At 50.9% G+C, this 19,271-nt stretch carries 20 protein-coding genes; 15 read left to right on the top strand and 5 right to left on the bottom strand.

Features of this window, described 5'->3' with window-relative positions; all coding sequences use genetic code 11:
• Positions 1 to 86: 86 nt before the first annotated feature.
• On the top strand, positions 87 to 362 hold the full coding sequence (locus B9T62_RS10195; protein ID WP_087915158.1) for a hypothetical protein: 276 nt from the start codon (positions 87 to 89) through the stop codon (positions 360 to 362).
• Here the strand turns inward: B9T62_RS10195 and B9T62_RS10200 are convergent.
• Positions 346 to 1,197 carry an AraC family transcriptional regulator gene (locus tag B9T62_RS10200; RefSeq protein WP_087915159.1) on the bottom strand — a complete coding sequence of 284 codons (852 nt, stop codon included), beginning with the start codon at positions 1,195 to 1,197 and terminating at the stop codon, positions 346 to 348. The two genes, B9T62_RS10195 and B9T62_RS10200, sit on opposite strands and share 17 nt — an antisense overlap.
• 324 nt (positions 1,198 to 1,521) lie before the next feature.
• On the opposite strand from B9T62_RS10200, the gene B9T62_RS10205 reads away from it, so the two are divergent.
• From B9T62_RS10205 to B9T62_RS10235, 7 genes are all read left to right on the top strand, one after another.
• Positions 1,522 to 2,289, top strand: coding sequence for a sugar phosphate isomerase/epimerase family protein (locus B9T62_RS10205; RefSeq protein WP_087915160.1), 768 nt, complete (start codon positions 1,522 to 1,524; stop codon positions 2,287 to 2,289).
• A complete protein-coding gene (locus B9T62_RS10210; RefSeq protein WP_087915161.1) occupies positions 2,282 to 3,379 on the top strand; it encodes a Gfo/Idh/MocA family protein in 1,098 nt (365 codons plus the stop codon). The genes B9T62_RS10205 and B9T62_RS10210 overlap by 8 nt, the downstream gene beginning before the upstream one ends.
• Before the next feature lie 50 nt (positions 3,380 to 3,429).
• Positions 3,430 to 4,503 carry a Gfo/Idh/MocA family oxidoreductase gene (locus B9T62_RS10215; protein ID WP_087915162.1) on the top strand — a complete coding sequence of 358 codons (1,074 nt, stop codon included), beginning with the start codon at positions 3,430 to 3,432 and terminating at the stop codon, positions 4,501 to 4,503.
• Positions 4,504 to 4,542: 39 nt separating this feature from the next.
• Positions 4,543 to 5,511, top strand: a complete 969-nt coding sequence (locus B9T62_RS10220; protein WP_087915163.1) for a sugar phosphate isomerase/epimerase family protein — start codon at positions 4,543 to 4,545, stop codon at positions 5,509 to 5,511.
• A gap of 153 nt (positions 5,512 to 5,664) precedes the next feature.
• Positions 5,665 to 6,633: a phosphotransferase family protein gene (locus B9T62_RS10225; RefSeq protein ID WP_087915164.1), complete on the top strand. Its 969-nt coding sequence runs from the start codon at positions 5,665 to 5,667 to the stop codon at positions 6,631 to 6,633.
• A 185-nt stretch (positions 6,634 to 6,818) separates the two neighbouring features.
• Positions 6,819 to 7,886, top strand: coding sequence for an ABC transporter ATP-binding protein (locus B9T62_RS10230; protein WP_087915165.1), 1,068 nt, complete (start codon positions 6,819 to 6,821; stop codon positions 7,884 to 7,886).
• Between the two features lie 269 nt (positions 7,887 to 8,155).
• Positions 8,156 to 8,425 (top strand): NifU N-terminal domain-containing protein, encoded by a 270-nt coding sequence (locus B9T62_RS10235; protein ID WP_087915166.1) that lies wholly within the window; start codon positions 8,156 to 8,158, stop codon positions 8,423 to 8,425.
• A gap of 192 nt (positions 8,426 to 8,617) precedes the next feature.
• On the opposite strand, the gene B9T62_RS10240 is transcribed toward B9T62_RS10235, so the two are convergent.
• The 3 genes from B9T62_RS10240 to B9T62_RS10250 form a co-directional block, all read right to left on the bottom strand.
• On the bottom strand, positions 8,618 to 8,905 hold the full coding sequence (locus tag B9T62_RS10240; protein ID WP_087915167.1) for a hypothetical protein: 288 nt from the start codon (positions 8,903 to 8,905) through the stop codon (positions 8,618 to 8,620).
• Positions 8,906 to 9,050: 145 nt separating this feature from the next.
• Positions 9,051 to 9,488 (bottom strand): DUF6773 family protein, encoded by a 438-nt coding sequence (locus tag B9T62_RS10245; RefSeq protein WP_087915168.1) that lies wholly within the window; start codon positions 9,486 to 9,488, stop codon positions 9,051 to 9,053.
• Positions 9,466 to 9,690: a helix-turn-helix transcriptional regulator gene (locus B9T62_RS10250; RefSeq protein WP_087915169.1), complete on the bottom strand. Its 225-nt coding sequence runs from the start codon at positions 9,688 to 9,690 to the stop codon at positions 9,466 to 9,468. Before B9T62_RS10250 ends, B9T62_RS10245 begins: the two co-directional genes overlap by 23 nt.
• A 121-nt stretch (positions 9,691 to 9,811) precedes the next feature.
• On the opposite strand from B9T62_RS10250, the gene B9T62_RS10255 reads away from it, so the two are divergent.
• Positions 9,812 to 10,570 carry an exodeoxyribonuclease III gene (locus B9T62_RS10255; protein WP_087915170.1) on the top strand — a complete coding sequence of 253 codons (759 nt, stop codon included), beginning with the start codon at positions 9,812 to 9,814 and terminating at the stop codon, positions 10,568 to 10,570.
• Between the two features lie 114 nt (positions 10,571 to 10,684).
• Here the strand turns inward: B9T62_RS10255 and B9T62_RS10260 are convergent, their stop codons facing one another.
• Positions 10,685 to 11,842 carry a VanZ family protein gene (locus B9T62_RS10260; protein ID WP_087915171.1) on the bottom strand — a complete coding sequence of 386 codons (1,158 nt, stop codon included), beginning with the start codon at positions 11,840 to 11,842 and terminating at the stop codon, positions 10,685 to 10,687.
• 152 nt (positions 11,843 to 11,994) lie between these two features.
• On the opposite strand from B9T62_RS10260, the gene B9T62_RS10265 reads away from it, so the two are divergent.
• From B9T62_RS10265 to B9T62_RS10290, 6 genes are all read left to right on the top strand, one after another.
• The gene (locus B9T62_RS10265; protein ID WP_087915172.1) at positions 11,995 to 12,342 is read left to right on the top strand and encodes a hypothetical protein; all 348 of its coding nucleotides are present in this window, start codon (positions 11,995 to 11,997) and stop codon (positions 12,340 to 12,342) included.
• 153 nt (positions 12,343 to 12,495) lie between these two features.
• Complete coding sequence (locus B9T62_RS10270; protein WP_211296437.1) at positions 12,496 to 12,987, top strand: sigma-70 family RNA polymerase sigma factor; 492 nt, start codon at positions 12,496 to 12,498, stop codon at positions 12,985 to 12,987.
• Positions 12,980 to 13,633 (top strand): hypothetical protein, encoded by a 654-nt coding sequence (locus B9T62_RS10275; protein ID WP_087915173.1) that lies wholly within the window; start codon positions 12,980 to 12,982, stop codon positions 13,631 to 13,633. Before B9T62_RS10270 ends, B9T62_RS10275 begins: the two co-directional genes overlap by 8 nt.
• A 95-nt stretch (positions 13,634 to 13,728) precedes the next feature.
• Positions 13,729 to 14,961, top strand: a complete 1,233-nt coding sequence (locus B9T62_RS10280) for an aminopeptidase (protein WP_087915174.1) — start codon at positions 13,729 to 13,731, stop codon at positions 14,959 to 14,961.
• Between the two features lie 1,481 nt (positions 14,962 to 16,442).
• Positions 16,443 to 17,003, top strand: coding sequence for a nitroreductase family protein (locus B9T62_RS10285; protein WP_245864411.1), 561 nt, complete (start codon positions 16,443 to 16,445; stop codon positions 17,001 to 17,003).
• A gap of 108 nt (positions 17,004 to 17,111) precedes the next feature.
• Positions 17,112 to 19,106, top strand: coding sequence for an AraC family transcriptional regulator (locus B9T62_RS10290; RefSeq protein WP_245864412.1), 1,995 nt, complete (start codon positions 17,112 to 17,114; stop codon positions 19,104 to 19,106).
• Positions 19,107 to 19,271: the final 165 nt, after the last annotated feature.

The raw sequence follows: 19,271 nt of genomic DNA on the forward strand, positions 1-19,271 counted from the left end.
TCAAGTGAGCGGGAGTATGCTACAATAGTTGAAGCTGGCCAATACAGAAGCTGGCAATACACCGTGATTAGGAGAGTGGTGCCAAAATGGCACGAACCCAAACCCAGAAAGACCTGCGCAAGGCCGCACGCAGCGGCAGCAGAAGCCCGGCCGATAACCGCAGACTGAATGAGCACTACAGCGCAATCTCGCAGCATGTCCGGGTCACCCCGAGCAAGTCGCAGCAATTGAATAAACTGAAGTACAAGGAGCGGATCTATGTTGATGACGCTCCTTTTTCATGTCCATATTTAAGCATGCAACTGCAAACGCCGATATATAAGAATTTCTCTTCGCGGCGCTCGATCAATATTCAGGTGTAGGTGCAGCACTGTTATACACAGTCTGTTCCCGGCTATGTATCCGAAATTGCTTAGGCGACATGCCAAACCTGCTGCGGAAGATACGGTGGAAATACGTGTAGTTCGCGAAACCGCAGGTTTCGGCTACGTGCTCCAGAGGCATCGGGCTGAAGGTGATCCGCTCTCTGGCCATCTCCAGCCTGACCTCATTTACATATTTAATGATCGTGGTCCCAAAAGCTTCCTTGAAAAGGTGGACTGCCCTGGAGACAGATATGTCAACATGTCCAGCCACATCCTCCAGCTGAAAAGGAAACGCGGCATGCTCTTCCACATACTGCTTCATACGGAAGGCCAAATATCCCCTCGGCGATACAGCGGGCTGATCCAGCATAAGCCGGTCTATTTCCATACATAATATCTGCAGGTAGCATGCGGAAATCTCCGGCGAGAAGTCAGATAAACGGCGTTGCTCCAGCACCAGCTGGCGGAACAGGCCTACGAAGCTGTCAATTTGCGGGATTGTAATCCGGGAGGGCGGCTTGCTGCGCACCCACCATTCTTCAATCCAGGCTCCTCCGCAGAAAATATGATAATCACCGCTCTCCACCCGTGGATTGCCTGCGGCATAGCTCTCCTTGTCAATACTGAGGTAATACGGGTCATGGGGGGCAAACAGCATCATATCCCCGCTCTCCACTGGCGAAATTACCCCGTTGATTAAGGCTCGGCTTCTGCCCTCGGTCTGCAGCCGGATCAGATAGTTCTGATTTCCTTGCTGCTCTGACATATGAAACGGCTTGCGGTGAAAAGAAAAGCCAGCTGAATAAACATAGCAGGTTGGGGTAGTGTTCATGGGTCCTCCTGGTGCATAAATTTTACCAGTTAAAAGATGAGCAGATTGTTCATGTTTAAACCATATTATTCATTTTAATATATACGCTTTCATATTACCATGAACCTAAGCTTAAAAGATATTATTATGGACTAAGCGGAGGGAGAACTGAGGAAATCAAGCCTGGTCAATGCCGGAAGTAAGATTTGGACATCAATGAGGGTTGGATGATTACTTATCCAGGAGCAGCCTTTTTGTTCAGGTGATGCTTTACTTGCCCGTTCGAATAGGTACAGAGATGGAAAGACTAGGAATAACTAATGATCGATAAAGGGAGCGATAAAAATGCTGAAGATTGGCTTGCAATTGTATACGCTGAGAGAAGAGCTGGAACAGGATTTCGAGGGAACCTTGCGCAAGGTGGCTGCTCTTGGCTACAGCGGTGTGGAGTTCTATCATTTCTTCGGCCGTAGTAGCGCTGACATAAAGCAGCTGCTGGACGAGACCGGACTGGTTGCGCTGGGCGCGCATCGCCCGTATGACGCACTGCTGAATGAAACTGAACAAGAAATCGCCTACAACCTGGAGATTGGCAATAAACGTCTAGTCATACCTTATCTTACTGAAGAGCAGCGCAATTATCCTGAGGTTGCCGAGAACCTGAAGCTCATTGGACAGAAGTGCAAGGCGCACGGGGTAGTCCTGCTCTACCATAACCATGATTTTGAGCTGATTGAACGCTTCGGCGAGCTTACAGCCTTTGACGGCTTATTTGCCGAGGTACCGGCTGAACTGCTGCAGGTGGAGATGGATACATGCTGGGTGCATCACGCGGGTTATGATGCCATTGCTTATGTCAACAAATACGCCGGACGTCTGCCGGTTATCCACCTGAAGGATATGAAGAAGCAGGCAGACGGTTCTGCTGAAACCGTTGTGCTGGGCGAAGGTGAAGTAGATCTGGCCGGTATTGTGGAGGCCGCAGCAGAAGCGGGCACAGAGTGGGCCGTAGTGGAACAGGATTATTGCCGCCGTCCGGCGCTGGATAGTATTGCAGATAGTATGGAATGGCTGAGAACCTATGCGAATCAAGGAGGAAAAGTTCATGTCTAACAAATTAAAAATTGCTATTATCGGTTGCGGGGGAATCGCAAACGGGAAACATATGCCAAGCTTGTCCCGTCAGGCGGATGCTGAAATGGTGGCCTTCTGCGATATTGTAGAGGAACGCGCTCAGGAAGCGGCCAAAACATATGGCTCCGAAGGAGCGGTGGTGTATACCGATTTCCGCAAGCTGTTGGCAGACGGTGGGTTTGATATTGTGCATGTGTGCACACCGAATGACAGCCACTCCGAGATTACGGTAGCTGCGCTTGAAGCAGGGAATCATGTGTTGTGTGAGAAGCCTATGGCCAAGACCACGGCGCAAGCCCAGGACATGCTGGACGCCGCACGCCGCACCGGCAAGAAGCTCTCCATCGCTTACCAGAACCGTTTCCGTTCGGACAGTGAATATATGAAAGCGTTGTGTGAGAATGGCGACCTTGGCGATATTTATTATGCCAAAGCGATTGCGCTCCGCCGCCGCGCGGTTCCAACCTGGGGTGTGTTTCTTGATGAAGACAAGCAGGGCGGCGGACCGCTGATCGATATCGGCACCCATGCGCTTGATCTTACCCTGTGGATGATGGACAACTACAAGCCGCGTTCCGTAATGGGCAACACCTATCACAAGCTGGCCAAGAACGGGAATTCGGGCAATGCTTTTGGCCCATGGGACCCGGAGCAGTTCAAGGTGGAAGATTCTGCCTTCGCGTTCATTACGATGGAGAACGGCGCAACGATTGTACTTGAATCCAGCTGGGCACTGAACGTTTCGGAGTACGGGGAAGCGAGAACGATGCTGGCCGGTACGGAAGGCGGAGCCGATATGGCTGACGGCCTGCGCATTAACGGCGATCGTGGCGGACGCCTGTATGAGACGAAGGTAGACTTGTCTGCGGGCGGGGTAGCCTTCTACAACGGCGGTGAAGAGGATGCCGCTGACCGTGAAGCCCGGCTGTGGCTGGAAGCGGTAAGGGAAGACAAGGAGCCGGTTGTGAAGCCGGAGCAGGCTTTTGTCGTGACCCAGATCCTCGAAGCGGTGTATGAATCGGCGCGAACCGGACGTGCAGTATATTTTGACGGAACATCCGATCTTTAATAGAATAATCTATATATCATCAAGCTACCAGAGAAGCAGGAGTGGAGACCATGAATACAAGCAAACATACTGTAGTTATTGTTGGTTATGGAGGAATGGGAAGCTATCACGCCGGATTAATCCGCGAGAATGACCGGCTGGAAGTAACAGGCACCTACGATCTGCTGGAAGAACGGCGCGCCGCTTCGGTGGAAGCGGGGTATAGAAGCTACGCAAGCTTCGAGGAAGTGCTTGATGATTCAGCTGTGGAGATCGTATTGATTGCCACACCTAATGATGTGCACAAGGAGATTGCCATTCAGGCGCTGCAGGCTGGCAAACATGTGATCTGCGAGAAGCCGGTGGCTATGTCTTCCGATGAGTTCAAAGAGATGTTGGCCGCAGCCGGTGAAGCCGGACGCACGCTGATGGTGCATCAGAACAGACGCTGGGATGAAGATTTCCGGGTAATCAAGCAGATGTATGACAAGGAAACGATTGGCTCACTGTTCCAGCTGGAGTCGCGGGTTCATGGAGCCAATGGGATTCCCGGCGACTGGCGTCACGTCAAGGAGCAGGGAGGAGGCATGCTGCTGGATTGGGGCGTCCACCTGCTGGACCAGCTGCTGTTTATGATTGACAGTCGAATCACCAGTGTCAGCAGCAGCCTTAGCTTCATCCTGGGCAATGAAGTCGATGACGGTTTCGAAGCCGTGATTCAGTTCGAGAACGGAGTGAAAGCGATGGTTGAAGTCGGCACCACCAACTTCATTTCCCTGCCGAGATGGTATGTGAAGGGTAGCGAAGGAACGGCAGTGATCGAAGATTGGTCCCTTACCGGCAGATACGTAACCCGCAACAATGAAGGTGTGCGGGTGGAGCCGAAGCCGATCCGTGCCGGCGTAGGCTTGACCAAGACGATGGCGCCGCCATCGGAAGGCGCGACAATTACTGAGGCGTTACCTGCTGCGGCCGAACTGCCCTCTTCCTTCTTCGATAACTTCGCCGATGTGATTGAGGGTACGGCTGAGCCGATCGTCAAGAACGCCGAAGTGCTGCGGGTGCAGCATCTGATTGAAGCTATTTTTGCAGCGGCTGAGAAGAATGAAGTGATCAAGAATTTCGACCTGTACACGAGTAAGTAATCCCCCAAATACATTTCTACGGATGAGAGGCGTTCAATAATGAAACTCGGAGTATTTATGGTACTGTTCGGCGGACGCAAGCTGGAAGATGCCCTGGATTATGTAGCATCCAAGGGGCTGAAGGCGGTAGAGATCGGTACAGGCGGCAACCCTGGCAACAGCCACTGCGATCCTAAGCTGCTGCTGGAGAATGAGACGGCGCTGAAGGAATTCAAGCATGCAGTAGAATCCAGAGGGCTGATGATCAGTGCCTTGAGCTGTCACGGCAACCCGTTGCATCCGCAAAAGGAGCTGGCACGCAAGGACCATGACGATTTCGTTCATACGGTCAAACTGGCGCAGAAGCTGGGCGTAGAAGTAGTGAACACGTTCTCCGGGTGTCCGGGAGATCATGAGAATGCGAAATATCCGAACTGGCCGGTCGCTCCCTGGCCCAATGATTATCAGGAGATTCTGGCCTGGCAATGGGAGAACAAAGTCATTCCTTACTGGCGCGAATGGGGTGCCTTCGCAGCTGAGCATGGGGTGAAGGTTGGACTGGAGCTGCATGGCGGATTCTCTGTACATACTCCAGCTACGCTGCTGCGGCTTAGAGAAGCGGCAGGTGAAGTGATCGGTGCGAATCTGGACCCAAGCCATATGTGGTGGCAGGGAATTGATCCGGTGCAGGCGATTCATATCCTGGGCCGTCAAGGTGCAATTCACCACTTCCATGCCAAGGACACTGTGATTGATCCGGTGAATGTCAACATGCATGGTCTGACAGATATGCAGTCTTATGAGAAAATGCTGGACCGTGCCTGGCAGTTCCGTTCCGTAGGTTACGGACATGATATGAAGACATGGGCGGATATTATGAGTGCACTGCGCCTGGTCGGCTATGATTATGTAGTCAGCATAGAACATGAGGATGGTTTGATGTCTGTAGAAGAAGGTTTCTCCAAAGCTGTGGACAATCTGCACCAGGTCCTTATTCAAGAGCCGCTCGCCGATATGTGGTGGGTCTAAGCGTTACTCTTTAATGACTAAAGATTACAATGAGCTGCACAATCATTTGCGGAAGTCGCCCTTAAGCTTGACGGCGGCTTCCTTGTGCTGACATAAGGCTTGCAAATGTATGTCGTGGCTGTGGCGTACCTACATTACTGGGAGGAATTTGTTGTGGAGAGCTTCACGAAATCCAAATTGACAGAACAACAGCTGGTCATCCTGACTGCCGCTGCATTGGGGCCGGAGATCGGGATCATCAACAGCCGGGAGCTGACCGGAGGCATGTTCAATGCAGCTTATGAATTGGAGCTAAGTGACGGTCGAGCCGTTATTCTGAAGATAGCCCCGCCTTCGGGGGTTGAATTGTTGACCTATGAACACAATATTATGCAGGCTGAGGTCGCAGCCCTGCGTCTGGTGCATGCAGCCGGCAAGGTACCCGTGCCGGAGGTTTACGCTTATGATGACAGCCTGCAGCTGTACCCGTCGCCTTTTTTCTTCATGGAGAAGATTGATGGGCAGCCATATAATGAAGTCAAAGAAGAGCTGTCTGCGGAAACGCGTGCCAGTATCGAGACCCAGCTGGGAATCTACAACCGCGAGATTAATGAGCTGCGCGGGGATCGGTTTGGCTATTTTGACAATACCGGTAAGCGGAATGAGCAAGACTGGAGAACTACATTTAAGGGAATGATCCTTGATATTCTGGAAGATGGTCAGCGACTGAACGCCTGGCTGCCTGCTCCGGTTGAGGAGATCAAGCTTGAGATTGACAAATATTTGCCTGCACTCGATGAGGTGACGGTTCCTCGCCTGGTGCACTGGGATTTATGGAACGGCAACTTGTTCGTCAAGGAGGGTGCGATATCGTCCATTATTGACTGGGAACGGGCGCTGTGGGGTGATGTGCTGCTGGAATATTATTTCCGTCATTTTGAGAACTCAGCAGCATTCCACAAGGGGTATGGCAGCGAATTTACTAGCCCGAACGAACAGCGACGGATTCGCTTATACGATTTCTACCTGGATCTCATCCTCTGCATCGAATGCTATTCCCGCCAGTATGAGGATCAGGACCACCGGAACTGGACTCAGGATAATCTGCAGGACAGCTGGGAACGGTTCATAAATGAAGCTTAAACAGGGAATCGCAGCTTGACTCTGGAAGCAAGCGAAGAACTGATAACAGCCAATGTAAGCATTTTCTCATATTTCAGAAAAATCTTGACTTAAACCTACAAAACTAGATACAATATTACTTATTGCTAATCATCATTAAATGAGAATTATTATCATAATTATCCAGAAATGGAGAGGGTGACAGGATGGAGCGCCTTTTAGAGGTCAAAGATTTGGCAATTTCGTTCAGAACACGTGGTGGTGAAGTACAAGCGATCCGTGGTGTAAGCTTTCATGTGGACAAGGGTGAGACCCTTGCGATCGTAGGAGAATCCGGTTCCGGCAAAAGTGTAACTTCGCAGGCGGTAATGAAGCTGGTTCCCCAACCGATGGGCCATTACAAACGCGGCAAGATTATGTTTGACGGGCAGGAGCTGATCGCCAAAACCGAAAAGCAAATGCAGAAGATTCGCGGCAAGGAGATCGGTATGATCTTCCAGGACCCGATGACCTCGCTGAATCCGATGATGAAGGTCGGCAAACAGATTACCGAAGTATTGTTCAAGCATGAGGATATTTCCAAGGCGGATGCCTACAAACGCGGGATTGAGCTGCTCAATCTGGTGGGAATTCCTTCCCCTGAACGCCGTTTCCAGCAGTATCCGCATGAGTTCAGCGGCGGGATGCGTCAACGTGTGGTTATCGCCATGGCGCTTGCGGCCAACCCGAAGCTGCTGATTGCGGACGAGCCTACCACTGCGCTTGACGTAACGATCCAGGCTCAGATTCTTGATCTGATGAAGGATCTGCAGAAGAAAATTGACACCGCAATTATTTTCATTACCCATGATCTTGGCGTTGTAGCCCGCATGGCTGACCGTGTAGCTGTAATGTATGCCGGACAGATTGTGGAAATGGGCACAGCTGCCGAAATTTTCTATGATCCAAGACATCCGTACACCTGGGGACTGCTGGCTTCGATGCCAAGTCTGGAGAGCAAAGGCTCCCAGCTTACGGCCATTCCGGGTACACCTCCCGATCTGATCAAGCCGCCTAAGGGCGATGCTTTTGCGCTCCGCAGCACCTATGCGATGCAGATCGATATGGAAAAAGAACCTCCTACCTACAAGGTATCGGATACACATCTGGTGAAATCCTGGCTGATGCACCCTATGGCACCTGCAGTAGAGCCGCCGGATGTAGTTAAGAAGAGACGCCGCGTGCTGCCGAACGCTTATCCGGAGCCTGTATTGGTGGAGAATAACGAGTATTAATTTGTGTTCATCCGGACACGATAATTACAGAAGCGCCAGGCTGTCTTGCAGCCTGGCGTTTTGTTGAAATAGAAGAAAGTACAAGTTTCATCTGATTCTTTATCCTTCTATTTCTCGCAGAAACGGATGCCTGAAAGCGATATTTAGTATCGCTGCTAAGGAAGCATACGCTTTTCAGAAGACGGCGAAGCCGTTTCTACTTGTGGACCTGCCAAGCTGTGACTTTAACAAGACAAGCGTGGTACAATAGCTCGTAAAGGAGTGATAATATGTCCATTCAAATTGATGTCCAAACTACGCCGAACCCGAATTCGATCAAAATCAACACCAACCAGACCTTGTTCGAAGGCCCTTCGAGCACATCGCTGAAGCAAGGCGACGCTACCGAGCATCCATTGGCCATTGCCCTGTTGGCTATTGAAGGCGTTGACAATATCTTCGGCATTCGTGATTTCGTAACCATCAGCAAAACTGCTGATGCCAGCTGGGATACCATCCTGCCGCAGGTTGAAGACGTTTTTGACAAAGTGTACGCATAGGACAGAAAAGACCGTTAAGATGGTGCAGATAATGAAGCCGGTTCATCGTGATTTGTGGCGATGGGCCGGTTTTTTTCTGAAAATGTCAAAACCCTCCCAAGCCGACAACGCAGCCTGAGAGGGTGAGGAGGGAGAATCATGGGGGAATCAGAGGCGGATACGGTTGTAACTTAGAAAGTAGGTACTTAGAAATTAGAAATCGGAAGTAGCGACTTCAATCGTGCCGAATACTGCGCCGGCAGCAGTACTGAGCAGAGCAGCTACTAGCAGCAGATTAACGGCAATAGTCAAGCTGTTTAATGCGGGAATCGTATAAGTGACCACTGGAGCGTTGACACGGTAAAGTACCAGATTTACTGGGAATGCCGAATTGTTATTAACAGTCACTGCGGCGTTGATGCCACCTGCCAGATTCTCATAATAGGATTTGCCAACTGACGGAGCCAGATTAAAGAATTGTTCCGGTAACAGGATTGCCATAGTTAGAACCTCCTTTTCGTTTGATAGGATATACTATGCGGCAACTCTATTACAGCACTAGCGAATGACCCGTGGAGGTTAGCACATTCTCATAGAAAACCGGGCAAGCCATAGGGTAACGCCCTTGTTTATGCTGTCAGCGAGATTAATCCCGGTTGTTTCGAATGCGCGTGATTACAACAACCGTCAGTATAACCACCGCCACAAGGACGGAGATTCCGGCCAGCGTCCACATGTCTGTCATTCTCTCTGCGGTGGTGCCGGAAGAGTTGCCCAGGAACAACGCAACTGTGCTGATGGCGACGAGGATTGCAACCGCCGCTCCCAGTGTTTTTTTGCCGAACAGGGCATTCCTGCTATTGCCGGGACCGGTGAAAGAGCCGATCCAGATGATCCGAACCACATAGGAGCCGATGCTTACCATGAAGATAAAGTAATTGTTCAGCGGGTAGTCGAGCCACTGTATTCCCGAATCTTGCAGGCCCAGATCAGCGAGCAACAGACAAGCTACCAGCAGCAAGGTTTGATTCCCTACCTTGTTTCTTTTTTGCAGCTGCCGTTCATCCAGATGGGACTTGTTCATTCTTCTCACCCTCCCAAAAAAGTTGGTCCAGCGTCAATCCGAGTGTCAGACAAATGTCGATGCAGAGCCTTATGGTGGGATTGTAATCCCCATTCTCGATAGCGATAATCGTCTGCCGGGTCACACCCACCGCTTCGGCTAGCTGCTTCTGCGACAGGTCTTTGGCCGCTCGGGCGGCTTTCAGTTTCAGGTTCTTACTCATAAATCACCTCATGACCAATGTAATATATACTATACCTAATGTCAAATATATATTACATTTTTTGAGCGGCAAACTATGTTACACTGGTATAAATTCAACAGCAAGGAGAACCTGATCATAAATGAAGCTGATATCATGGAATGTAAACGGCCTGCGGGCCTGTGTGAATAAAGGGTTTAATGAATATTTTGCCGCAAGCGATGCGGATATCTTCTGTGTGCAGGAAACGAAACTGCAAGAAGGACAGATCACGCTTGAGCATGGGGAGGAGTACCGCCAGTATTGGAACTATGCAGTGAAAAAGGGGTATTCCGGCACGGCTGTGTTCACCCGGATTCCGCCGCTTTCGGTCTGGTACGGGTTAGAGGAAGATTCGGAGGCGGAAGGCCGGATGATCACGCTGGAATTTGAAAACTTCTATCTGGTGAACGTATACACGCCCAATGCGAAACGCGATTTGTCCCGGCTGGATTACCGGATGGAATGGGAGGACCGTTTCCGCAGCTATGTTCAGAAGCTGGATGCACAGAAACCGGTCCTGATCTGCGGGGATCTGAATGTGGCGCATGAGGAGATTGATCTGAAGAATGCCAAGCCCAATATCGGCAATTCCGGCTTCACCCTTGAGGAAAGAGCCAAGATGAGCTCGCTGCTGGCGGCCGGCTTCATCGATACGTTCCGTCATTTCTACCCGGATAAGACCGGCGCCTACTCCTGGTGGTCCTATATGCCCAAGGTGCGGGAACGGAATGTTGGCTGGCGGATCGATTATTTTCTGGCCTCGGCCAGACTTGCGGATCAACTGAAGGGCGCTTATATTGAATGTGATGTGATGGGCAGCGACCATTGCCCGGTAGTGCTGGAACTGGCGGATCTATAGGCTGTTCCTGCGAGAAATAGAAGGATAATTGATGGTGTTATACATTCTTATATTTTAAGAAAAGGCTGTGCAGTCCCCAGAGGATTGCACAGCCTGTTCGTGCGTATTTACGTGTTATTGCGGTGTAATGGCTTCGTCTTGAGCAGGCGGGGCCGGAAGCGGTTCAGCTTCATGCGCAGCAAGCTTATCCGGCCAGGAGATGTTGTGTGCGGTCCGGCTCAGCCGCTCGTAGAACAGCAGCTCTTTCTTGAATACTGCGGCTACCAGATGGATCAGGAAGGCCATATCCATGACCATCAGCACAATCTGCAGCAGCATTCCCCAACCGGTCCCAAGCATCGGGCGGAAAAAAGGCTCCAGCAGCAGCACATGCAGGCCAAGCAGCACCCAATAGAGCAATCCATAGCGGATGATTAGCCCCCATAGTGGGTAACGCTCACTGCTGCCCTGGACATGAATGCGCACAATCCATTTGCCCAGAGTCCGGCCCTTGGTCAGCAGAGGAATCAGCATGAAGTAGATCCCCGTTGTGAGCCAGAAGGCACCCGGAACGTTCAGCACATATAAGATGCCTGTTGAGAAAGACCATAAGGGACCGTCGATCATAAAAGCCAGTAAACGGCGGGTATAGGTGACTCTTTTGGCAGCCAGATCCTCATTCGTATCCAGCTTCTCAATGCGCGGCAGCAGTCCGGAGATCCAGATGGCTATCCGGTATCCGAGCAGTCCGCCGAGTGTATTGGTAATCAGATCGTCGACATCAAACAGCCGGTAAGGATGATCATAGAAGCCAAAGATGCCGGTCACCTGAGTAATCTCGAAGGACAACGACAATAAGAACGACAATAGAACACAAATGACCCACCGGGTCCGGAAGTAATAACGCAGGAACATCCCGAACGGTACGGTTAACGCGACATTAAAGAGTGCCAGCAATAGTGAAGGCTGACGCAGCAGCGATAAATAACTGCCCAGGCGGGCATTGTCAAGATCTACCCCCTTGAAAATATCCTGAATGAACTGCAGCGGAATATACTGCATAATCGGACCGGTAGGGGCGGCATTATGCCGCGTTGGGGGCAGCGGAAGCAGCACCAGATAGAATGCGTTCATCAGGTACAGCAGCAGCAGATACAGGATCAGTGCTCTGATCTTGTTGATGTAGCCATGACGGCGGTACTGGACCACCAGAAACGGCAGGGTGAACAGCAGTGCTGCTACCGGAAAGGTTAAGAAGGCATAGGAAATGGGAAAAAGATACGTTTCGAACATGGGACACCTGCCATAATCGTTAATTTTGATAGGAAGACCTGAATCGGTGACACAGGTGTTCCCGGCTTATTATAGTTTTTTGACCCGTAGAACTCAACTTATTTATTGCCCGCTCCCGGCATACATATAGTCCATAAAGGAGCGTGACAAGAATGGAGAAAAAAGTGCAGCACTATTACCGCCTGAAGCAGAAGCAAAAAGAGCTGGAGCAGGAAGTGGCCGAGCTTCGCCGGGAGATTATGGCCTACTGCAGTGAACAAGGACAGACGGAAACCGTGATCGGCAGTTATAAAGTCAAGCTGATCGCCCAGAACCGCAAGGAATATGATGACAGCAAGCTGTATGACACGCTCACAGACCCGGAAGTCTGGCGGCTGCTGTCCAGAACCGACCCTTCCAAGGTGGCCAGTCTCACCAAGCTGAACGTAATCTCTGAAGAACAGATCAGGCACACCTATTCACTGAAGACGGTAACTCTGCTGCAGGTGGACAAAAAATAGCATAGTGGCAGTCAGCTGAAAACGGTATCCTTTAGGGGAGGCCGTTTTTTTGTAAATATAAGAATGTATAGGCTTAACACCATAATTTATCCTAGCACTGTGAAACATTTAGCCCGGCTGTAGCGTGTTTCAGTTGAAGGGAGTCGAAGACACTTGAAGGAGCAGATGTCTTATTCGGAACAATATATCACGCAGCGGGTCCGAGACTACTCTGATATGGTGCTGCGGCTGGCATTCGCCTATCTCCGCAACAGGGCCGATGCACAGGATGTATGCCAGGATGTTTTTATCCGCTTGTTCAAGCAGCCCCGGACGTTTACGGATCATGAGCATGAGTGGTCCTGGATCATCCGCGTGACAATCAACCGCTGCAAGGATATGTTGCGCAGTCCCTGGAAGCGGAAGAATATACTCACCCGGGAGGTCGATCTGCCTATCCGGGACAGCCAAGGCCGGGAGGTGGTTGCTTATGTACTGGAGCTGCCGGCTAAATACAGGCTGGTGATCCATCTCTATTATTTCGAGCATTACAGCACAGCTGAGGTTGCGGCGCTGCTTCAGCTGAAAGAAGCCACAGTCCGCACACAGCTGAGAAGAGCCAGAGAGCTGCTCAGAACCGCGATGGGAGGGACCGGTAATGCATAGATATGTACAAGGCATGAGCGAAATCAAAGCTTCTGCAGAGCTGGAGCAGAGGATCATTGCAGATGTGCTTCAAGGCAACCGCAAGTCACGGCGCTCAGAAAGCCAGCGACGTAGACTCTTCAGAACCGCGCTAACGGTGGTCGGACTGACCCTTGTTCTGTTTGCGGCGAGTCTCCTTACTATATTTAACCATACCACAGAACCTGAACAAACCGGAACCCGGATGTTATGGAGTGAAAGGTTTAGTGTGAAGGTATTTGCAGCGGATGGACAGCACCCTCAGGTGGAGCCCAATGTGGAATTTCCCTTCGGGGATTATCGGGTGACGAACAGCCGAGCCCCGGGACATGCGCTCATCATTTCAGCTGAAGGAGCAGAAGAGATTAAGATTCAGGCTTCAACAGGGGGCCTGCTGCTGTGGAATCCGCCGGATTACAAGGTATACAATCAAGGGCAGGAGTTGACCATTAAGCCGGGGGAGCCGATCTATTGGTCGCCTCTAAGCGGACAGGACGGCAGCTACGGGGAAACCGCTAGACTAACCCTCACCGCTAATGACGATGGTCAAGCCGTAGGCTCTGCGTACATCGAGATCAGTATGGATCAGATGGGCGTTTACCAAGGCAGGCTGGTGGAGGCGAAATGAGCGGTTTGCCGAACATCGGTGCAGCATTTTGATTTTTGCGTTAAAATAAGAGGTGATGTTATAGAAGCAAAGATAGAGACGGAGGAAAACTACTGATGAACGATTTCGAACTAATGCTGGAGAAATATGCGGATCTGGTGGTGAAGGTTGGCGTCAATGTACAGCCAGGACAGGTGCTGATGGTACATGCCCCCTTGGAGACTGCGGAGCTGACCCGCCTGATTGTGGGCAAAGCCTATGAAGCTGGAGCCAAATACGTAATGGTTGACTGGGATGATGAAGCCGTGACCCGAATCCGTTATGAGAAAGCGCCGGAAGATTCGTTTGGATTCTATCCGCAGTGGCATGCCGATATGCTGGAGCAATTCGCAGCGGTCAATGGGGCCGTTCTACATATTAAGGTACCGGATCCTGAGCTGTTTCAGGGCATTGACGGTAACAAGGTGTCCACTGCAGTGAAAGCCGCTGCCGTTGCCCGCAAGAAATACCAGCATTACACCCGTAATAACCAAATCAGCTGGTCGCTCGTCAAGGCGCCAACTCGTGCCTGGGCCAATAAAGTATTCGCCGACCTTCCAGAGGAGGAGCGTGTGGATGCGATGTGGGAGGCGGTATTCCAGATGAACCGCGTCGGTAGCGATGATCCGGTTGCAGCCTGGCGCGAGCATATCGGCCAGCTGAAGCTGAGCCAGGACCGTATGAATGCCAAGCGCTACAAGAGTCTGCATTACCGCGCGCCCGGTACGGATCTGCGTGTGGAGATGCCGGAAGGCCATCTGTGGCGCGGCGGCGGTGGCGAGAATGCCAGCGGGGTGTATTTTGTAGCCAATATGCCTACTGAGGAAATCTACACTATGCCGCACCGCTTGGGCGTCAACGGTACCGTGCGCAGCACGCTGCCGCTGAACTTGAACGGCAGGCTGGTGGACGGCATTACAATTACGTTCAAGGACGGCAAGGTAACCGATTATGATGCCGTCTCCGGGCGTGAGCATCTGACCTCCCTGCTGGAAACGGATGAGGGGGCTTCTTATCTGGGCGAAATGGCGCTCGTGCCGCATGATTCACCAATCTCCCGTCTAGGCCGTGTGTTCTATAACACAGGAATCGACGAGAATGCGTCTTGCCACTTCGCTCTGGGCAGCGCCTATCCGGTGAATATTGAAGGCGGTACACAGATGAGCAGCGAAGAGCTGCTGGCGAAAGGCGCGAATGTCAGCCTGACGCATGTCGATTTCATGATCGGCTCCGGTGAGCTGGATATTGATGGTGAGCTGGCGGACGGAACGATCGAGCCGGTCTTCCGGCAGGGCAACTGGGTGCTGTAAAGTTTGCTTGTTTCACCAAAAAGCGTAATTCCTTGGAGGAATTACGCTTTTTGGTGTGGTAGGAGTGAGTCTATCTCCGATGAATTCGACGTGGCACAAGGAATGGCTGAATTTAATTGCGAAAGTGCATCTAATTCGCGGATTTTTTACGTTTTGGAGCAAATAGATGCACTTTTGGTTACTACTTAGGACCCTGCGAAGATATAGAAGGTTTACTTGCGAAGGTTAGGGGATCGCACTACCGTAATCCAAACCCTCTCCTACCCGAACTACAGGTAACCTACGTCCTAACGGACCGTATAGCCTCTATTTCCTCATTTCTGCGCTGGTTTGGAATGTAACGGACCGCATAGCCTCTATATCGGAAAAACAGGCCTTACCTAGTGGGTTTCGGCTTGAATAGGGGCTCCTGAGTCCGTTAGAGCTGCAAAACAGCCTTTTTACAGCAAATAGGGGCTCCTGAGTCCGTTAATAGTCTGAAAGTTAATCGCTGGTTACCGGCGACAGCCTTTTATGCTTAGCCTCCTTGTCGCGCGGTGTGGTATGACAGGCTCGGACGAGTAACACATGGAACACAAGGGGGCTCTAAGTAGTAACCAAAAAGGCATCTAATTTGGCGTTCTGAGCGTTAGAGGTCAGATTTACTCGAGATTTAGTTGCAGAAACGCACTTAATGGCCCGCTGACGGGTGATTTGGCTGAAATTAGTTGCACTTTCGGTTACCACTTAGGACCTTGGTTTTACCCATATAGATTTGAGCGTTCTAAGTCCAAACACGTAGGTGGCTATGGGGAAAATCTACCGTTAACTCCCAGCTATAGAACGTGAACTTAAGAATGTGACATACGGAGTTTCCAGGAAGTGCTATGCATCAGGCTTTCTGGCAACTCCACTACTCCATTCTTAAGTTCATCTTATATAGTGTTTGGTTTTCATGACATATAGGGAAAAGTTACCACTAAATTGTCTTTCGAGGGCATTATGAAGCGGATAGCACGTAATTAGCGGTAGATTTTCCCTATCATTCTTCGTTGGGCCTAAGTAGTAACCACTTCCGAATAATTCTTCTGAAAGCTCCATGGCACCATGTATCCTCGCTGGGACCTAAGCAGTAACCACTTTCGCATCTATTTGCTCCGAGTGATCCAGAGTAGCATTCTAATTCTTCGCGGGAAGGTAAGTAGCAACCACAATCGCGTCTACTCCTATGCTGGTTGGCTACCCGGCTGAATTAGGTACATATTCGCAATCTAAACTACGTGGTGCGTGATTTCAGTATCCGCGCATACGGGTCCGCAGATCTTTGCGGTGAATGAATAATATCATGAAGGTCCGGTTCCTTTCGGCGCTGTAATAGGGGACAGTATACCATAGCAGGCCGGAAGATTACGAGTGTGCTGGCTTCAGAGGATTGTAATATTCACTCTCCCCGATATACTATTGTACAGGTATTCCAATAACATTACAGGAGGCGGTTACTGATGAATATGGAGCTTCAGCCGATGGCACAGCTGATCCGGGAACGGAGGACGGTCAGACAATTTAAGGACGATGCGGTACCGCAGGAGCTGCTGCTGTCCTTGCTGAATACAGCTAATTGGGCACCGAATCACGGTCTGCGGGAACCTTGGCGTTATATTCAATTCTCGGGTGATGCACGACAAGTTTTTACGGAGGCGGTGCTTGGGGCATTATCAGCAGAGGACAGACTGAAATATAAAGAACAACGTATGAAAGACTACATGACCATCCCCGTACATCTGCTGGTAGTCATGAAGGAAGATCCGCGTCCCAAGCAGTGGATGGAGGACTTCGGGGCAGTCTGCAGCTGGATTCAATGCTTCCAGCTGGCTGCCTGGGAGCAGGGACTTGGTGTGGTCTGGAAGACCAATGCTTATCAGAATGCTCCATCTTTCCGTGATATAGCGGGCGTGGGTCCGGGGGAGAAGGTTGTTGGAGTGCTGCACATCGGCTTCCCGGAAGTTATTCCCGCTTCCAGACCGCGGACGCCTGCTGAAGATAAGCTGACTCTGTTCGAATAAACAAGAACGGCTAGATTGACTATCGGTTGCAATTGATAACGATTATCAATAGAATAAGAGTAATGTGCTGGGTAGACAAACAGCCAAAGATTATAGTAGGAGTGAAGTATGGCGATGAACTTGCAGGAGCACATCCAATTGTGGAACCAGGCAACACTGAAGGTGCTTGATATCCGCCATAGGATTATTCCGCCGGGGCAGGGTCTGCTTGCCTACCAGCTCCCATCCAGTGTTTTCTTGTACGGACTGCGGGGCAAGGCCAGAATCCGATTGGATGGCGTGGAGTATTCCGCCGTACAAGGTTATCTCTGCCATGCGGGCAAAGGAGCCTATCTGGAAATCTCTGAAATTACAGAATCCTTTGAATATTATCTGATCTTCTACCGGGCGGTGCTGACAAAGCCTTGCCGTCAAGAGCTGCTGGTGATGCTGGAACGCAGCAAGCCATTCCAAGTTCAATACGGATTTACGCCTCAGCATCCTGCCTTGCTCTACCCCAAGCTTGATCAGATGCAGCGGGAATGGAGCAAGCCCGGCGCGATAGACAAGCTGCGTACCAAAACCATGTTCTATCAATTTCTGTGCGAACTGCTGGAGCAGCTTGCTGCCCAGCAGGTGGCCACTGGACTTCCTGATCTATCCGTTCAAGCAATACGGTATATGGAGGAGCATTATGCGGAACCGATTACGCTGGAAGCCATAGCGGACAGGCTCCTGTGCAGCCCCAGACAGCTGCAAAGACAGTTCAAATCCAAGCTGAGGTCCGGCCCCATTGACTACCTGCTCCAGCTTAGAATGGATAAAGCGAGGGAACTGCTGCTTCATACAGCTGCCCCGATCAAAGCGGTTTCGGAGGCTGTAGGATACACAGACAGCTATCATTTCAGCCGGATGTTCAAAAGAATAGTGGGCATTCCGCCCACCACCTACAGGCTGCAAGCTGCAGGGGCGGATATTGTACACGGTCGTCAGAATCCAGCCGGGCTGTCGTCATATGCCATTGCTGCGAAGGGAGGGGCCCGTTATATTGGTGTAAGTGATGATGAGAATGATTATCATCTACAAAGATATAATGGAGGGACCACATCTATGTTCAGAAATTCAAGAGCAGGCTGGGCTGTCAGCCTGTTGCTCAGTCTTACTCTTATTCTGGCCGCATGCTCCGGCACACCGGCGGGCAGCGGGCCTTCCGGCAATGGCAGTTCGGAGAATAGGAATACCGTCGTGGTACAAACGGCTTCGCCGGCCAATACAGCTGAAGCTGCTAAGAGCAGCCCGCAAACGATCAAGCATATGAAAAGCGAACTGCTGCTGAAGCAGACCCCGGCCAAGATTGTAGTGCTGGATACGCAGTTTATTGATCAGATGGTGACGCTGGGCGGGCAGCCGACCGGCAGTGTGATTGTCACCAGCGATACTGCGGAGTTCCCGGATTTCCTGGCTGATCAATTGCAGGGCGTAACGGTGCTGGGCACCAAGGAAGAGCCTAACCTTGAAGCCATTGTTGGCCTTAGTCCCGATCTCATTATCTGCACTGAATTCTCGGAAGAAATCTATGAAGAACTGCAGAAAATCGCCCCTACTCTGATGTTTGAACGTAATGAGGATTGGCGGATTACGCTGCAGAGCTTCGGACAAATTATGGGCAAGCAGCAGGAAGCGAAGCAGGTTCTGGATGAATATACCGATAAGGTGAACACCCTAAGCCTGGCTTTGAAAGAGAAGCTGGGCAACAGCACGGTAGCTATGATCCGTCCCCGTGACGGCCAGGTCCGGCTGCATACAACAGCCCACCGTACAGCGGCTATCCTCTATCAGGATCTGGGTCTGAATCCGCCGCCGATGGCGGTGGACGACACCGAAACAAGCCAGACTTTGTCACTTGAAATATTGCCGGAGTTAAATGTTGACCATCTGTTTGTGCTTACTGATGACAAAACAATGAAGCTGACCGGGGAGTTTCAGGAAACCTCCATCTGGCAGAACCTAGAGGCTGTGAAGTCAGAGCAGGTGCATACTGTAAACACAACACTGTGGATTGCATATTACGGGCCGGTTGCGATGAGTCTGATCGTGGACCAGATATCGGAAGCCCTGCTGTAGCATCTATCAGAACGCCGCAGAACCAGAAACCGGCAAGCCATAAATAGGCTTGCCGGTTTTTGGCATGCAGCTCAGGTGCAAGCTGCTTTTTCAAATATTAGAATATTTAGGAGCACGCTATATCAAATCCATCTATTACCTATGAAGTGTGCAGCTTTGTCCTTT

Origin of the sequence: Paenibacillus donghaensis, assembly GCF_002192415.1 — a bacterium.
GTDB classification, from domain to species: Bacteria; Bacillota; Bacilli; order Paenibacillales; family Paenibacillaceae; genus Paenibacillus_AQ; species Paenibacillus_AQ donghaensis.

Coding starts and splice junctions, on each gene's coding strand:
- B9T62_RS10195 (WP_087915158.1), top strand. CDS start 87: ATGGCACGAACCCAAACCCAGAAAGACCTGCGCAAGGCCGCACGCAGC.
- B9T62_RS10200 (WP_087915159.1), bottom strand. CDS start 1,197: ATGAACACTACCCCAACCTGCTATGTTTATTCAGCTGGCTTTTCTTTT.
- B9T62_RS10205 (WP_087915160.1), top strand. CDS start 1,522: ATGCTGAAGATTGGCTTGCAATTGTATACGCTGAGAGAAGAGCTGGAA.
- B9T62_RS10210 (WP_087915161.1), top strand. CDS start 2,282: ATGTCTAACAAATTAAAAATTGCTATTATCGGTTGCGGGGGAATCGCA.
- B9T62_RS10215 (WP_087915162.1), top strand. CDS start 3,430: ATGAATACAAGCAAACATACTGTAGTTATTGTTGGTTATGGAGGAATG.
- B9T62_RS10220 (WP_087915163.1), top strand. CDS start 4,543: ATGAAACTCGGAGTATTTATGGTACTGTTCGGCGGACGCAAGCTGGAA.
- B9T62_RS10230 (WP_087915165.1), top strand. CDS start 6,819: ATGGAGCGCCTTTTAGAGGTCAAAGATTTGGCAATTTCGTTCAGAACA.
- B9T62_RS10235 (WP_087915166.1), top strand. CDS start 8,156: ATGTCCATTCAAATTGATGTCCAAACTACGCCGAACCCGAATTCGATC.
- B9T62_RS10240 (WP_087915167.1), bottom strand. CDS start 8,905: ATGGCAATCCTGTTACCGGAACAATTCTTTAATCTGGCTCCGTCAGTT.
- B9T62_RS10245 (WP_087915168.1), bottom strand. CDS start 9,488: ATGAACAAGTCCCATCTGGATGAACGGCAGCTGCAAAAAAGAAACAAG.
- B9T62_RS10250 (WP_087915169.1), bottom strand. CDS start 9,690: ATGAGTAAGAACCTGAAACTGAAAGCCGCCCGAGCGGCCAAAGACCTG.
- B9T62_RS10255 (WP_087915170.1), top strand. CDS start 9,812: ATGAAGCTGATATCATGGAATGTAAACGGCCTGCGGGCCTGTGTGAAT.
- B9T62_RS10260 (WP_087915171.1), bottom strand. CDS start 11,842: ATGTTCGAAACGTATCTTTTTCCCATTTCCTATGCCTTCTTAACCTTT.
- B9T62_RS10265 (WP_087915172.1), top strand. CDS start 11,995: ATGGAGAAAAAAGTGCAGCACTATTACCGCCTGAAGCAGAAGCAAAAA.
- B9T62_RS10275 (WP_087915173.1), top strand. CDS start 12,980: ATGCATAGATATGTACAAGGCATGAGCGAAATCAAAGCTTCTGCAGAG.
- B9T62_RS10280 (WP_087915174.1), top strand. CDS start 13,729: ATGAACGATTTCGAACTAATGCTGGAGAAATATGCGGATCTGGTGGTG.
- B9T62_RS10285 (WP_245864411.1), top strand. CDS start 16,443: ATGAATATGGAGCTTCAGCCGATGGCACAGCTGATCCGGGAACGGAGG.
- B9T62_RS10290 (WP_245864412.1), top strand. CDS start 17,112: ATGGCGATGAACTTGCAGGAGCACATCCAATTGTGGAACCAGGCAACA.